The sequence below is a fragment of the Lysinibacillus fusiformis genome, from assembly GCF_016925635.1.
GTDB lineage: Bacteria > Bacillota > Bacilli > Bacillales_A > Planococcaceae > Lysinibacillus > Lysinibacillus fusiformis_F.
On the sequence record NZ_CP070490.1, the window covers coordinates 1300852 to 1316841 of the forward strand.

14 protein-coding genes are annotated in these 15990 nt (G+C 36.8%); 4 read left to right on the forward strand and 10 right to left on the reverse strand.

The features are described 5' to 3' along the window. Window positions 1–130 precede the first annotated feature (130 nt). The 3 genes from JTI58_RS06470 to putP form a co-directional block, all read right to left on the reverse strand. Entirely contained in the window at window positions 131–1618 is a 1488-nt protein-coding gene (locus JTI58_RS06470) for a peptide MFS transporter (RefSeq protein WP_205445945.1), read from the reverse strand. Window positions 1619–2027: 409 nt separating this feature from the next. Continuing rightward, entirely contained in the window at window positions 2028–3314 is a 1287-nt protein-coding gene (gene hflX / locus JTI58_RS06475; protein ID WP_205445946.1) for a GTPase HflX, read from the reverse strand. 142 nt (window positions 3315–3456) lie between these two features. Then, window positions 3457–4944: a sodium/proline symporter PutP gene (gene putP, locus JTI58_RS06480; RefSeq protein WP_205445947.1), complete on the reverse strand. Its 1488-nt coding sequence runs from the start codon at window positions 4942–4944 to the stop codon at window positions 3457–3459. A 197-nt stretch (window positions 4945–5141) separates the two neighbouring features. Here putP and JTI58_RS06485 point away from each other — a divergent pair, with 197 nt between their 5' ends. Further along, a complete protein-coding gene (locus JTI58_RS06485; protein WP_205445948.1) occupies window positions 5142–6302 on the forward strand; it encodes a class I SAM-dependent methyltransferase in 1161 nt (386 codons plus the stop codon). A gap of 52 nt (window positions 6303–6354) precedes the next feature. Here the strand turns inward: JTI58_RS06485 and JTI58_RS06490 are convergent, their stop codons facing one another. Together JTI58_RS06490 and JTI58_RS06495 are read right to left on the reverse strand one after the other, a co-directional pair. After that, a complete protein-coding gene (locus JTI58_RS06490) occupies window positions 6355–7674 on the reverse strand; it encodes an ABC transporter permease (RefSeq protein ID WP_205445949.1) in 1320 nt (439 codons plus the stop codon). A gap of 1 nt (window position 7675) precedes the next feature. Then, on the reverse strand, window positions 7676–8362 hold the full coding sequence (locus JTI58_RS06495) for an ABC transporter ATP-binding protein (protein WP_205445950.1): 687 nt from the start codon (window positions 8360–8362) through the stop codon (window positions 7676–7678). Window positions 8363–8786: 424 nt separating this feature from the next. On the opposite strand from JTI58_RS06495, the gene JTI58_RS06500 reads away from it, so the two are divergent. The 3 genes from JTI58_RS06500 (at window position 8787) to JTI58_RS06510 (ending at window position 12662) form a co-directional block, all read left to right on the forward strand. Then, complete coding sequence (locus tag JTI58_RS06500) at window positions 8787–9407, forward strand: DUF47 domain-containing protein (RefSeq protein ID WP_205445951.1); 621 nt, start codon at window positions 8787–8789, stop codon at window positions 9405–9407. Window positions 9408–9428: 21 nt separating this feature from the next. After that, window positions 9429–10445, forward strand: coding sequence for an inorganic phosphate transporter (locus JTI58_RS06505; RefSeq protein ID WP_205445952.1), 1017 nt, complete (start codon window positions 9429–9431; stop codon window positions 10443–10445). Between the two features lie 105 nt (window positions 10446–10550). Then, window positions 10551–12662 (forward strand): MMPL family transporter, encoded by a 2112-nt coding sequence (locus JTI58_RS06510; RefSeq protein WP_205445953.1) that lies wholly within the window; start codon window positions 10551–10553, stop codon window positions 12660–12662. A gap of 46 nt (window positions 12663–12708) precedes the next feature. Here JTI58_RS06510 and JTI58_RS06515 read toward each other — a convergent pair whose 3' ends face one another. The 5 genes from JTI58_RS06515 to JTI58_RS06535 form a co-directional block, all read right to left on the reverse strand. Further along, window positions 12709–13317: an alpha/beta hydrolase gene (locus JTI58_RS06515; protein ID WP_205445954.1), complete on the reverse strand. Its 609-nt coding sequence runs from the start codon at window positions 13315–13317 to the stop codon at window positions 12709–12711. A gap of 17 nt (window positions 13318–13334) precedes the next feature. Further along, window positions 13335–13526: a hypothetical protein gene (locus JTI58_RS06520; protein WP_205445955.1), complete on the reverse strand. Its 192-nt coding sequence runs from the start codon at window positions 13524–13526 to the stop codon at window positions 13335–13337. A gap of 22 nt (window positions 13527–13548) precedes the next feature. Next, window positions 13549–14013 carry a hypothetical protein gene (locus JTI58_RS06525; RefSeq protein ID WP_205445956.1) on the reverse strand — a complete coding sequence of 155 codons (465 nt, stop codon included), beginning with the start codon at window positions 14011–14013 and terminating at the stop codon, window positions 13549–13551. Between the two features lie 134 nt (window positions 14014–14147). Beyond that, window positions 14148–14771 (reverse strand): NUDIX hydrolase, encoded by a 624-nt coding sequence (locus tag JTI58_RS06530; protein WP_036079462.1) that lies wholly within the window; start codon window positions 14769–14771, stop codon window positions 14148–14150. A gap of 11 nt (window positions 14772–14782) precedes the next feature. Then, on the reverse strand, window positions 14783–15880 hold the full coding sequence (locus tag JTI58_RS06535; RefSeq protein ID WP_205445957.1) for an AI-2E family transporter: 1098 nt from the start codon (window positions 15878–15880) through the stop codon (window positions 14783–14785). Window positions 15881–15990 lie beyond the last annotated feature (110 nt).

Consider the following 15990-nt stretch of genomic DNA (forward strand, 5'->3'; position numbering starts at 1 on the left):
TACCCACATTCAGCAAAATAACTACTTACGATAATATATTTCGCTCTCAACTTCTTAGATAGACTTTTATTTAGATAGCAAAAAAAGATGCAAGTACAGCTATTAATAAAACTGTACTTGCATCTTTCATTTAATTAATACCTTTCATCGCTTTCGAAATAATCGGTGAAAGTACTAATATAATAATTCCGACTACAATAGATAAGGTACCTAAGAAGCCAAAGTATGTGAATTCGCTTACAACTTCATAGACCTTAACTAATTGAGCATTAATTGCTTGTGCTGCCGCACTTGTTAAAAACCATAAAGACATCGTTTGTGCTGCGAAGGCCTGTGGTGCCAATTTCGTTGTAGCAGATAGACCAACTGGTGATAATAATAACTCCCCAACAACCACTAAGAAGAATGACAATACTAACCATAAAGGACTCACTAATGTTTCTCCACCAGATAGGTGTGCGGGAATCATCATCACTAAGAATGATAAACCTGCAAAGAACAATGCGTATGAGAACTTACGTGGTGTAGTTGGTTGCTTGTCTCCCCATTTAAGCCATAGCATCGCAAATAATGGTGCCATCGTGATAACAAATAATGGGTTCAATGACTGGAACCATGAAGATTGAAGCTGAATACCACCAATACTTAGCTGTGTACGCTCATCTGCATATGTCGCTAAAATTGTTGCCCCTTGTTCTTGGATAGCCCAGAACATGACCGCTGATAAAAATAAAGGAATATAAGCAAGTAGACGAGACTTTTCATCCTTCGTTGTTTTTTTACTGCGATACATATAAATAAAGAATGCAGTTGGAATTAATACACCTAGGGCCGTAATGATAAAACTGAATACATTCATTGTTAATGTACCTGTTTTAATACCAATAGCACCTAAAATGATAATAAGTAAAGCTGCAATTCCAAATTGTAAAAAGACTTTTTTACGTTCTTCAGGCTTTAATGGGTTATTTACTTGTAAGCCCGCTAAGCCTAAATATTTTTTCTCTGTTAATTTATAGACAATTAAACCAATTAGCATACCCAGACCAGCTAAACCAAAGCCAAGGTGGAAGCTATACTTTTGTCCAATTGTTCCGACAATAAATGGTGCAATGAATGCTCCCATATTAATACCCATATAGAAAATAGAAAAACCTGCATCACGGCGGCTATCTGTTTCAGCATAAATGTCTCCAACAATACTTGAAACGTTTGGTTTTAATAAACCAGTACCCATGACGATAAATGCCATTGAAGCAAATAACATGCTTACACCACCAGGCAATGCTAGCAGTAAGTGACCAATCATAATTAACACGCCACCATAAAAAATGGTTCTTCGTGTTCCTAAAACTCGGTCGGCAATCCATCCACCTATAATACCAGACATATAAACAAGTGAGCCATAGATGGCCATAATAGAGTTTGCTGTTCCGCGGTCTAGACCTAAGCCTCCCTCATGTAATTCGTAATACATAAAGAAGATGAGAATTGCTCGCATACCATAGTACGAGAAACGTTCCCAAAATTCTGTGAAAAACAAAGTAAAGAGCCCTTTAGGGTGTCCAACAAAGCCATTTTGAGGGACAGATTTTACAACTTCATCTTTACTAGACATACAATACCCTCTCCCAATTAAAAATTATTCTCTAAAAATATCATTACCCTAAAATAAGGATAAAAAAACTTTATTTCATCATACTAAAGCGTTTTATAAACTTTAGCAAGAGTTTTAAAAAATGTTGAAAATTTGTCATTTTTCTATAAATTCTGATTGATTATTAGCAAAAATATTAAATCCTTTGATATATCTAAGTTTTCTCACACTTTCTTTTCAAAAAATTAAAACATACTCATTGAATTATTCTAAAATATTTAAAATTCAGATTTATTACTTTGTTTACAAATTTATACTATTTCATTTACAACCTACGGTACACCTTTCACTTTGTTCTAGATTCTACTATTCCCTCTAATCACAAAAAGCATGCCAAAATTTTTTTGGCATGCTTTGGGAAATCCATTTTTTAATTAACAACATAGTGTTGATACTTTGCATAGTCTGCTACTTTTACTTCAAGAGACAATAATGTCCCGTCTTCTTCATAGGCAGTATTAAAAACAGAGGCTTGTTCATTTAAATAAGAAACAACGTTCCCTTGGTCATAAGGTATTAACATGTCACACTTTACATAATGCGAGAAGATGTGTTGACGAATTAACTGTACTAATTCCTCTAAACCAATCCCCTGCTTTGCTGATATCCAAATATTATCTCCACTTACTACAGGATAAGGAACATCCGCTATATCTGCCTTATTGTATACATAGATTGTTGGAATGTCCTCAACACCAACTGCTTTAAGCGTTTCATTCGTCACATTCATCATAAATCCATGCTCAGCATTTGAAACATCCACCACATGAAGTAAAAGGTCAGCATCTCGTGCCTCTTCCAAAGTAGAGCGAAATGCCTTCACTAAATGGTGAGGTAATTTACTAACGAAACCTACTGTGTCTGTCAGTAAAAATGTCTTCTTATCAGGTAGTTCAATCTGACGAACAGAAGTTTCAAGGGTAGCAAAAAGCATATCCTTCTCAAAGACTTGCTTGTGCTCTTCTTGTCCTATTTGTGTGAGCAGTTGATTCATAATTGTTGATTTACCTGCATTTGTATAGCCGACAATCGATACAACTGGAAGTGCATTTTTACGACGCTGTTTACGCTGCGTTTCTCGTTGCTCCTTAACGTGCTCAAGATCCTTTTTAATTTTAGCAATTTGATCTTCAATCTTTCGTCGATCCAGTTCCAACTTTGTTTCACCAGCACCTCGGTTTTTAAAGCCACCTCCAGTACCTCCACCCTGACGACTTAAAGAGGCATGCAAACCTACTAAGCGAGGTAGCATGTATTGAAGCTGTGCTAACTCCACCTGCATTTGTGCTTCACGTGTTTTTGCGCGTCTTCCAAAAATATCTAAAATAAGCATTGTTCGATCAATGACCTTCGTTGCTAAATCACGCTCTAAATTACGGATTTGCGAAGGAGACAATTCATCATTAAAAATAACAAGATTTGCTTGTGCTTCTTCATAAAAATTTTTGATTTCTTCTATTTTACCTGTACCTACATAATGGGAAGGTGTGACACGTTCCAAATTTTGCGTGACAATCCCCACCACTTCTACATGCAAAGCCTCAGCTAAATTTTGTAACTCTTCCATAGAATAGTCAAAATGCTCGTCATTTCGTAAATTTACGCCAACGAGTATGGCCTTTTCAATTAATACATCAACTTCCTTAATTCTATCCATTAGAAACCTCCCACCAAAGCCTGGTGTCCCTACGACAAATTTTCTTCATCTTACCATAAAATACCCTTTTTCGTATCTGAAGAACATCATTCACTTTTCTAAAAAAATGCGCCTCAAGGAAAGGCGCATTTAAACCACATTACTATTTTCTTTCTTCTTTTAGCAATGCTTCTGAGCGTGTGAACTCTTCTTCAATTTCTTTATTTGGTTTAAATGTCAGCATACTGACCACAACCGCAACAATTAAACAAACAAGGAAGCCCGGAACAATTTCGTACAACGCACTTGATAAAGCATCTACTTTACCCCAAATAAACGCGGTTACAGCCCCTGTCACCATTCCGCTAAGTGCTCCATAGTTCGTTAACTTTCTCCAATATAAAGAAAGCAAAATAATTGGCCCGAAAGCGGCACCGAATCCTGCCCATGCAAAGCCAACCAAGCTTAAGATGGAGCTATCTGGATTCCATGCTAGGATTGCTGCAATAATTGCAACAACTAATACAGCCATACGTCCAACAAAAACATAATGTTTATCGTCTGCTGTTTTATTAAATAATGCTTTATAAATATCCTCTACAAGCGCTGAGGATGTTACGATTAATTGGGATGAAATTGTACTCATAACAGCTGCTAAAATAGCCGCCAGCATAATACCTGCTATAAACGGATGGAATAAAATCTGTCCAAGTACAATAAATACTGTTTCAGCATCTTTTAGCTCACCAGCATTTTGCTGATAATAAGCTACACCCACCAAGGCAGTTCCAATAGCTCCAAATAAGCTTAACATCATCCAGCCAATACCAATGCGTCGTGCTTGCTTCGTTTCTTTCACAGAACTAATCGCCATAAAGCGGACAATGATATGAGGCTGTCCAAAATAACCTAGCCCCCAAGCAACTGAAGAAATGATCCCTGCTGCTGTAGCAGTGGCTGGTAATAAATTTAGAAGGTCTGGATTTACGGATTTAATAGATGAAATCGTTTCCCCTATGCCACCTGTTACAAATAAACCAAATATCGGTACCATAATAAGTGCTAAAAACATAATAAGACCTTGTAAGAAGTCTGTATAACTTACCGCTAAAAATCCGCCAAAAAGAGTGTATGCCACAACTACAGCTGACACAATTAATAAGCCTGTATGGTATTCATAACCAAATGAACTCTCGAAAAACTTGCCTCCTGCTACCATCCCTGACGATACATAAAACGTGAAAAATAATAGTATGATGATACCAGAAGCAATCCTAATTAGCTTCGTATTATCCCGTAATCGGTTATCCAAATAACTTGGAATGGTAATGGAATCATTCGTAACCTGTGTGTATACCCGTAAACGTGGTGCAACAAGTAGCCAGTTTAGGTAAGCCCCTATTGTGAGTCCAATCGCAATCCAAGCTTCCACAAGACCTGATAAAAATATTGCACCTGGTAAGCCCATTAGGAGCCAGCCAGACATATCCGCAGCACCAGCACTTAGCGCCGTAACTGCTGGACCCAAAGAACGACCGCCAAGCATATAATCTGTTAAATTGGATGTTTTAACAAATGCATACCAGCCAATTGCTAGCATGGCGACCATATAAATAATAATTGCTAATAATTGATACATGTTATCCGACATATTTTCTCCTCCTTTTAATACTTAGTATCACCAATTCAAAAAGAATTACTATATTTAAGATACCATGAATATACAATTCTACCTATAAATACTCGGAATTTTTATTAAATTATTTCCGAATGCCAAAGTAGACATTGTCTATTATAAAATGTGTTAAACTAGTGCCATCTATTACACAATAAAGTAGGCGAAAATGTATGACATTTGAAGAAATGAAAACTCTGCTCACTGAGCAAATTTTGCAACAACAGCTTGTGACTGCTACAATCAGTCAACCACGTATGAAATCAAACGAAGTAAAACGTGTAAAATTAAAACCATTAATGTTAAAGAATCAGTACCATATACAAATTGAATACCAATATGAACGCATTTTAAAACATGAAAATATTCTATTGGCTCATTTTCCTTCCAAGCTTGACGCCTTATTTGAGGAGTATCGTCAAGCCCATATCGATTTCGTAGATGAAACGGTACATGTGCAATTATCCAAAAAGAATAAAGTCCTTTGGAAATCAGATAAAACGACTTCACCTAAACAAGTCAATTTAGCCCATAATCGTAAAAAAAATCATTTACTTTCAGATGACCAACCCTATCCATTTTTAATTCGACTAGGGGTTCAAACAGAAGAAGGAAAGGTTAAAAAACAAAAGTATGATAAGTTTAAACAAATTAACCGCTTCATTGAATTTATTGATGACGCCTTAACATACTTACCACAGGATCGTCAGGTGCGGATTTTAGATTTTGGTTCAGGTAAATCCTACTTAACCTTTGCTTTGTATCATTATTTAAAAATCGAAAAAGGCTTAGACATTCGTGTTACTGGTTTAGATTTAAAAAAAGAGGTTATTGAAGAATGCTCGAGAATAGCACAGGATTTAGGCTATGACCAGCTAGAATTTCTTGTAGGAGATATCAATGATTATAATGATGAAAGCACTGTAGACATGGTGGTGACACTCCATGCATGCGATGTAGCCACAGATATGGCCTTGGCTCGTGCTGTGAAATGGGGCGCAAGTGTCATTCTAAGTGTTCCTTGCTGTCAGCATGAGTTAAATCGTCAACTAAATACGCCTGCTCTAGATATTATGTTGCAACACGGTCTTGTTCGAGAGCGTTTTGCAGCACTTGCCACAGATGCTATTCGAGCTGAAATTTTATCCCTTGTTGGCTACGAGGCACAGCTTTTAGAGTTTATTGATATGGAGAATACACCTAAAAATATTTTAATTCGAGCATATCAAACAGGTAAAAAACCAAATGAAGAGCAACGTGCCAGCTATGAGGCCTTCTTAAAATTACTCAATGCAACACCATTTTTAGCTAATGAGTTAAAAGAGTACTTATAATGCACTTCTATCAAAATAAAAGGCGATCCAATGTTAATTGGACCGCTTTTTATTATAGCTCTTGTCGCAAAGCTTGAATAACATCGATTTTAGTTGCTTTACGTGCTGGACGGTAGCCTGAAATCATCGCTACGCCAACACTAATGGCCGCTGCAATAATAACTAGTTGCCATGGAATCAGAGAAAATGTAATATCATTTGTTGCGAATGCTTCTTCCCCAGTTGCCGCCTTAAGAATCAATGGTAATGCTGCATTAGCCGCAAAACTGATGGCATATGAGATAATAACTGCAATTAGCGTACCAAAAATACTGATAAATGTACTTTCCATTAAAAACAGCCGTTGAATAAGCTTTGGACTTGCCCCAATTGCCTTTAACACACCAATTTCACGAGTACGCTCTGTGACAGCCATTGTCATTGTATTGAAAATACCAATGGAAGCAATCAACACAGCAATCGTACCTACAAAGATTAAGCCAATTTTTAATACAAGGAAAAATACATTCATTTGATCTAATTGCTCAGTTACTGAATATACGCTATAACCTCTATCTTTTAATTTCTCTAAAATCGGCTTTACATTTTCTAAAGTATCCGCATAAATGTTAAATTCGGAGTAAAATAGCTCATCCTCTGCCATGTTATTACTTGTAGATAAATTTTCAGCTAATACTGCCTTTTGTACCTTATCCATATGAATAGCATTATCAACCATCCAATCATAAGAAGGTTTCTCCATTATGCCAACAATTGTATAGCTCATTTTTTGCGTTTCATCATTTGTGCCAGTGTGAGGAACTAAGGACAGGTCAATATTTTTTCCAATCAATGATTCCTTATAGCCTTCTTCACTGCCATCATAGTAAGTGCCCTCTGCTTCAGCCTTTTTACTCTTTTCCGCAATGAGATTGCGTTCTGTTTCATTTAATAATGTTTGAGCAAAATGATAGCCTACAACAATTTCATTGGATTTTGTTGGATAGTGCCCTTTTGCAAGCTTTCCATTTACCTGCTCAAAGTCCTGCATATTTGACAATATTAAATTAGAAGTTGTATCACGATCCTCAACAAATGATTGCGCGGAAGCATTGACACTAATTGTTTCAAGCACTGTTTCTACATGCTCCATTTTTTTAATTTCTTGTACTTGTTCTTCAGTTAATTGCTTATCGCCATATACTTGAATTTTCGTAACGGTTTCGTTTGACAGAATTTCATTGCGTAAAGACTCCTGTAAGCCAAAACCAACGGATGCTAGCACGATTAGAAAGGCACAGCCCATCGTTGCAGCTAGTATCGTCATAAACACACGCAGCTTGTTTTTCTTGATATGCTGTGTTACAAAACCTAATTGATCCTTAAATAACATGTTAAGCTTCCTCCTTTACAAGTTCTCCATCGTACATGCGGAAGCGTTTATGTGCGATAGTAGCTACTTCTTCATCGTGCGTTATAATGACAAACGTTAGCCCTAATTCACGATTTAAACTTTGAATGAGCAGTAAGATATCCTGCTCGGTTTCTGAATCGAGACTCCCTGTTGGCTCATCTGCAAGTAATATGGGAGGATTTGTAATAAGGGCTCGTGCAATGCTGACACGCTGTTGCTGTCCACCTGACAATTCATTTGGATAATGGTCTGCTACTTCTGTCAAACCAACCTTGTCCATTAATTTTTTTACTTTTTCTTTGCGCATAGCCTTACGCAAACCCTGTAGCTTTAAAGGTAATTCAATATTTTCGAATGCCGTTAAACCAGGCATCAATTGAAAGTTTTGAAAAATAAAACCGAATTGACGTAAACGGAAGGCAGCACTTTCTGTTTCAGTTAGACGGGCTGTTTCCTTTCCATTTACTTTAATAGAGCCCTGTTCAGCTTTCATAAAACCAGCTAAAACTTGTAATAAAGTCGATTTTCCTGAGCCACTTTTACCTACAATGGCAACAATTTCTCCTTTATTGACCTCAAAGTTCACACCTTTCAATACTGGCACTTGCTTTTCCTTCCCTCGTTTTCCAATTAAAAATGTATGCTGTAAGTTTTCAACTTGAATCATTTGCTAATAAACGCTCCTTTCTCATTCATTTTCATTGTAGAAAACAATTCTTAATAAAGAGAGAGGATAAAAATGAAGATATTCTTAAGAATAAGAAGGTACTCTTTTGGTCTCCAAACGAATTTACATTACCTTTACAATTCAAACTCGCTATTTTTATTTTTATTTATCATTTTTTGTGGCTTTATCTGTACTAATAAGCCACCTTTATAGAAAAATTGCCCATTATAACAAGGTTTTATCTGTACCTATAAAAATAAATACAGCTTGACCATCTCATTTTTTGTGAACGAATTGTATATTACAGGAATGTAAATTTTCGTGTCGAATATAAAATTTTTATGTAGATAAATTAAAGATTTTGTTATGATAGTAAAGTTTAGAGGTCGATTAATTTATTTATATCCAGGAGGATTCGATTCACATGCTTAACTCAAAAAAACAAGACCCTTTCTTTATTACATTGCATAAAATTGCTGAAAATATGAGAGAGGCTGTACATTACGCAAATGATTTTCGTATTAACAGTGTGGCTGACCTAAAAGAGATTAGCATTACAATGAAAAATTACGAAACTGCTGGTGATAAGCTTATTCATGAACTGATTGTAATGTTAAACAAATCATTCATGACACCTATTGAACGTGAGGATATTTTAGAGCTTGCCATTCGTATGGATGATGTTTTAGATGGTACAGAACACTGTATTGCGCACTTTGAAATGTTTTCGCTCACTGAGATTGATGAATCTATGCGCATTTTCTTAGGATTTATTTCAAAAAGTGCTGATGAAATAGTCAAAGCGACAGAAGAGTTAAAGAAAAAGAATCTAATTGGCATGCGTCCGCACGCAATTCTTATTAAAGACTATGAACGTGAATGTGATGAGGTACAACGTACTTCTATTAAGAAGTTATTTTTAAATGAAAAGGATCCAATCCGCCTCATTAAATTTAAGGATATTTATGAACAACTTGAAGATATCGCTGATCATTGTCAAAACGTAGCAAATACTATGGAAACAATTATCATGCGTAACGCATAATTAGGAGATGGGCACTTTACAATGAACACAATCATTATATTAACCGTACTGGTCGTCATCTTTGCCCTAACATTTGACTTTATCAATGGCTTCCATGATACAGCAAATGCTATCGCAACTTCGGTTTCTACTAGAGCATTGCCGCCTCGCACGGCAATCATCATGGCCGCAACTATGAACTTTATCGGTGCTATCACCTTTGTAGGGGTTGCGAAAGCTCTAACAAAAGATATTGTAGACCCTTTTGCTTTAAATGCTTTTGAAGGTGACACGACAGGCTCAGTCGTTATTTTAGCTGCATTAATTTCCGCTATTATTTGGAATTTACTGACATGGTATTTCGGTATTCCCTCCAGCTCTTCACACACATTGATTGGGTCTATTGCTGGTGCTGCTATCGCGTCAGCTGGTTTCAATGTGTTAAACTATGGCGGCTTTACTAAAATCATTATGGCGTTAGTGTTTTCACCTTTACTTGCTATTTGTGCAGGTTTTATTATGATGACACTTTTTAAAATATGGTTTAAAAATTTAAATTTATATCGAACAAATAAAGGTTTCCGCACAATGCAAATTTTCACTGCTGCCATCCAATCGTTCACTCATGGTACAAATGATGCGCAAAAAGCAATGGGAATTATGACGATGGCTTTAATCGCTGGTGGCTTGCATACTGGGGATGAAATACCTTTCTGGGTACGTGCTGCGGCAGCAACAGCAATGGGTCTAGGTACCTCAATTGGTGGTTATAAAATCATTAAAACGGTTGGCGGTAAGATTATGAAAATCCGTCCTGTTAATGGTGTTGCGGCAGATTTAGCATCAGCTACTGTTATTTTTGGCGCTACATTAATTCACTTACCAGTATCAACAACACATGTTATTTCTTCATCCATTATGGGTGTTGGTTCAGCACAGCGTGTACGTGGTGTAAACTGGGGTATGGCTCGTAAGATTGTTACTACTTGGGTTATTACAATGCCCATTTCAGCCGTTATGGCATCTGTTATTTATTTTGTATTATCATTATTCTTTTAACAACAAGACTCCCGTCCACAAAATGGATGGGAGTCTTTACTTTGTCACACGACAAAATGTGACACATCCTTTACACTAATTGAAAAGGGGGATGTATAAACAACTATGAAAACTTTTTCAGCTTTTATTACAGCACATGCGAAAGCAATCGTAGCCATATGGCTTATTATTTTTCTAGCGATGGCGTACTTTGCTTTACAGCTTCCAGGCAAACTTCAAGGTGATGGTTTTTTTGTTGAAGCCGATCATACCTATGTTACCAATGAGCTAGCAGAAAAATTTGATCTACCATCTGATACGATTTTGGTTGTCTTTGATCCAGCTAATGATCAGAAAATTGAAGACACGTTAAAAAAATTAGATAGCATAAAAGAGATCCATTCAATCCAATCACCCTTAGAAGACTCCTCTTTACAGAAAGATGGCATTGCCTATGCTATGGTTCATTTAAAAAATGACGTGGAGAACCTCCCTGATATTGTGGAGGAATTCCGTTCATTAATTGAAAAAGACGGTGTTAGTATTACCGGAGGGCCTGTTATTTCTTCTGACATAAATACAGCCAGTCAAAAGGATTTAGCATCAGCTGAAGCCATTGGATTGCCCATTGCCATCGTGATTCTCTTATTAGCTTTTGGTACAGTTGTAGCTTCTATTTTACCAATTATCATTGGTGTTGTAACAGTGGTTACAGCCTTTGGTATCATGACGCTACTTAGTGCGAATGTAAATTTATCTATTTTCGTCTTAAATATTGTCCCAATGCTTGGGCTGGCTTTAAGCATTGATTTTGCGTTGCTGTTTATCAATCGTTACCGAGAAGAACGCGCTCATACTTCTATTGCACAAGCCATTCAAACTGCTATACAAACAGCAGGACGTTCTATCATTTTCTCCGCAGTCTGTGTCATGATTGGCTTAGGTGCGATGATTGTCATTGATGTAGAAATTTTTCATAATATCGCCCTAGGAGGCACTATAGTCGTCCTATTAGCCGTTCTTTCTGGCTTAACATTACTTCCTGCCACAATGATGCTGTTAGGAGATAGACTTAATAAATGGCGCTTAATCCGTGTTAAACCAGGTGGCGCAAATCGTTGGCGCGGCTTTGCAGGTTTTGTCATGAAACATCCGGTAGCTATAGTGATTTCAGCATTATTGTTACTTGGCATTGGCATGATTCCTTTAAAGGATATCCAATTAACGATTCCACAGGTGGACTCCTTACCAACGAAATATGATGCACGTGCAGCATACGATAAATTAGATGAAACATTTGGACTAGGTGAATCCTCTACATTATATTTATTGGCTGAACGAAAAGATGGCTGGGAGGATACTGAAGGTAGAGAGCTAATTTATTCTATTCAAGAAAAGCTATTAAAGGACCCGTTAGTGACTAATGTTTCAACTATATATACAGCTGCTAACATTCAAACACCTGAGGAGCTTGCTGCTTCTTTAGCTATTCCACAGGTTGCTGAACAATTAGAACCTGTTATTAATTCCTTCTCGAAGGATACCCAGCTATTTGTCCCAATCACAATTGATGCAGCAGGTTCTTCCTCTACAGCTCAAAAATTTGCTCGAACATGGATGGACAAAGACCTAGGCGTGGATTTTGCACTTGGAGGGCCAGCTAAATTCAACCAAGAAATCTTTGATGAAATTGCTAATAAAATTGTTTTGGCTATAGCGATTATTATCGTATCCACATTCTTTATTTTAATGTTGGCATTCCGTTCTATCTTAATTCCGTTAAAGGCGATCATTATGAACATTATTGGGCTTTCATCTGCATTCGGTATACTCGTTTATATTTTCCAATATGGACATTTTGGTATAGAAGCAGGCTCCATTGTACTGATCATTCCAGTTATTGTTTTTTGTCTTGTATTTGGCTTAAGTATGGACTACGAAGTCTTTTTAATTTCTCGTATCCAAGAGGAATATTTAAAGGGCTCCGACAATACGCGCGCAACAATTGATGGACTGACCTCCACAAGCCGTATTATTACATCGGCAGCGCTTATCATGATTGTTATTACAGGTGCATTTGCCTTTACTGATGTGATGCCTGTGAAGCAAATTGGTGTGGGTATCGCCATTGCTGTTGCTATTGATGCAACAATTATTCGTCTTATGCTTGTACCTAGTCTTATGAAGCTATTTGGCGATTGGAACTGGTGGCTACCATTCTCGAAGAAAAGTAAATAACATAATGAAAATCCGCCTCCTTGATAAAAGGAAGCGGATTTTTCAATTAAGCGTAGATGCTGTTATACCATTCTTTTGCTGCTTGTACTTCAGGCATTGTTAGTTGATGACCAAAATTAAACCATTTCGTCGTTACCGTTGCGCCTGCCGAACTTAAAAGTGTTTCTAAATCCTCAGATTCCTGTGCTTTACACATCGGATCATTCGAGCCCGCACCGATAAACACAGGTGTTGAAGAAAGTTGCGGTAATTCGATACCACGTCTTGGTACCATTGGATGGTGTAAAATAGCTCCTGCTAAAGCATCGTCATAATGGAATAATAAGCTTGCTGCAATATTAGCACCATTCGAATAACCTATTGCTACAATTCGTTGGCGATCAAAGCCATATTGCTGTGCTGACGTCTGTAAAAATTCATGAAGCTCCTTTGTACGAAAGATTAAATCTTCAATATCAAAGACACCTTCCGCTAATCGGCGGAAAAATCGTGGCATTCCATGCTCAAGTACATTCCCACGAACACTTAAAATATTAGCTGTTTCATCTATTTCTTTTGCCAGTCCAATAAGACTTTCTTCATTACCACCTGTACCATGTAGCAATAATAATGTCGGTTTCGTTTCGTCTGTTCCTTTATAATAAATATGTTGCACTGACAGTCACCTCTCAATTATCTTGAATTCGAGATAATTGTAGCCTGTGGCAAAATTAAATTCAAGCTCTTTGACTTATTAATTTCACGATTTTCACTATTTGGCTGCTCTTCGTGGTTTTTATAAAAATTAGTAATGGTATAAACTGAAAATAAACATGCCGCAATCACAACAACAATAACAATTCCCACTAATTTTTTTCCGTTCATCTATCATGATCCCCCGTATTTCTTATTTCTTTGTACGAAAGCCTTCTTCGAGTAAATATTCCTTCGCAGCCTCATACGTACCAAATGCCTCTTCAAGATTGTCTCCATGATACACATTCCAAGAACGTTGCTCAAAAGCTAGCTGTAATTGACTACCATCTCGGCTATGCCAAATCTCTACAATCGGCTCCTGCTCTTCTACTTCTTCAGATAAATATTGCATAGCGTCTTCAATAATTTCACGAAGTTGTTGTTCATCATAATCACGGATATTTACTAATCCTTTATCATTAGCCTCGTTCTCGTAGCGCAATAAATCTCCAACAAAGACAAAGCCATTGCCATTTGGGTGTAATTTTTCAACTACAATCGTCTTTTCGTAAAGACTATCCATATAGTGATAATTTAGGCGCTTTAAAGAAATTTCCTTTTTTGTTAGCTCAGAAAACGATTCAATAATCGCTTGTTTTTGTTCAAATGTTAGCATATAAAAAATGCTCCTTTTCTTTACAATCTATCTAACAGTATAACTCATTTTTTCCTATTATATCATGTCGTTTCTAAATCATTTTTGCGCAAGAAAATAGGACAAGCTAATAGTATAGCTTATCCTATTTAAGCTTATGAGGTTTGATTAAATATTTTTTCACGTGTGAATTTTATCACCTGTGCTACATACAATTCCCGATAAGGAACAAATTGTGCGGTACCGACTGGTCTGACAATTCTCACACGTTGACCATCAGGGAAATATTCATACCCTTCAATATTCAGTGTCGTCGTTTCTCCTAAAAAGAAAGCCTCCGCCTCATTTAGCCTCGCTCTTACTACGCCTGATACTTCCTCATACTGTAAAGCAAAGGAATCCCAATCATGCTTGAAAGGGTATATGTAGACATGGCAAAATTCATTGTCGATCATATTTTCAGAAACGATACTACAAGAGGTCATGCCCATTTTAACAACTTCATGGACATCAATATTGAGTCCCAATTCTTCTTTCACTTCTCGAATACCTGACTCTACTGTCTCAATCGCTAAAAGATGTCCTGCTGCCGTAATATCGAGTAACCCCGGATAATCCTTTTTCTGTGAACTCCGTACTTGAAAATAAATATAGTCCTCATTGACAAGCCAGCAATGGAAAGTCTCATGCCAAAGCCCTTTTTCATGCACTTCTGCTCTCGTAGCTGTCCCAATTTGCTCATGCTGTTCATTAAATACCTTTACAATTTCTTGTTCCATTGTTTCGACTCCTATACTGACTTCGTCGCTTTTTTCTTAATCGCATTACGTTGATCATAAATATTGGATACGATAACCTTTAAGACTGCATAAAATGGCACAGCGATAATAATACCAATAAAACCTGCTATATTACCTGCCGCTAAAATAATTGTAATAACGGTAAGCGGATGAATATCAAGTGATTTCCCCATGACATTAGGTGTAATAAAGTTGCTGTCTATTTGCTGCGCAACTAGCGTCACAACGGATACCCAAACCACTAAAATCGGATCTTGAATAACGGCCACAATCAGAGCTGGTGCAAAGGCAATCCAAGGCCCAATAAACGGAATCATATTCATAAAGAATGCAAAAATCACTAGCAATAACGAATAGTCCAATCCGATAATTAAATAGCCTACATACATTATAAGTGCTAATAAAAAACTAATTTGCAGTTGGCCCTGAATATAAGTACGTAATACATCATCAATTTCACTTAACGTTTTCTTTACCCATTGCTGACGTTCACCACTGAAGTATTTATAGATGGATGGAGCAAACTTCTCATGATCCTTCAGCATAAAAATAAAGAAGAATGGGATTAAAATGGCTAATAACGACACAGATACAATGGATTGTAAAAAGGCCACAAATCCTTTACTCGTCACTACTGCAATATCTTGTACCGAATTCGCCATTTTTTTGATAACATCATTTAATTGCTGGGGGAAGTTATCCTTATTTTGCGTTACATAGTCTGTTAGTTGCTGAATGCTCGTACTAATACTTGTACTAATCATAGGGGCATTCTTCACTAATTTATTGACCTGCTCGGCAATCGGGTTACCAATAATCCAGCCAAAAACGCCTACCATTGCTATTAGTCCGAACAAAATCGTCAATATACTTCCCCATCTAGGAAACCTACGTTTTTCTAAAAACCTCTGAATCGGCTCAGTCACATAATAGAGAACACCACCAAGTAGTAAAGGCACAAAAATGGCTTTCAATATGATGACAAGTGGTGAAAAAATCCAATGAATTTCTATAAAATATTTAATGATTAGTAGTGTAAGTAGTATCCCTACCCCTACTTGAAACCAAACTTTCCTCGTCACTTTCATTCACTTCCTTTAATTGCAGTTACTGAAAATACTACTGATATATTAACCATTTCGCAAGTATCCTAGTATTTTTTTACAGAACTCCTCTGACAAACTAAAAAATTCGCTCA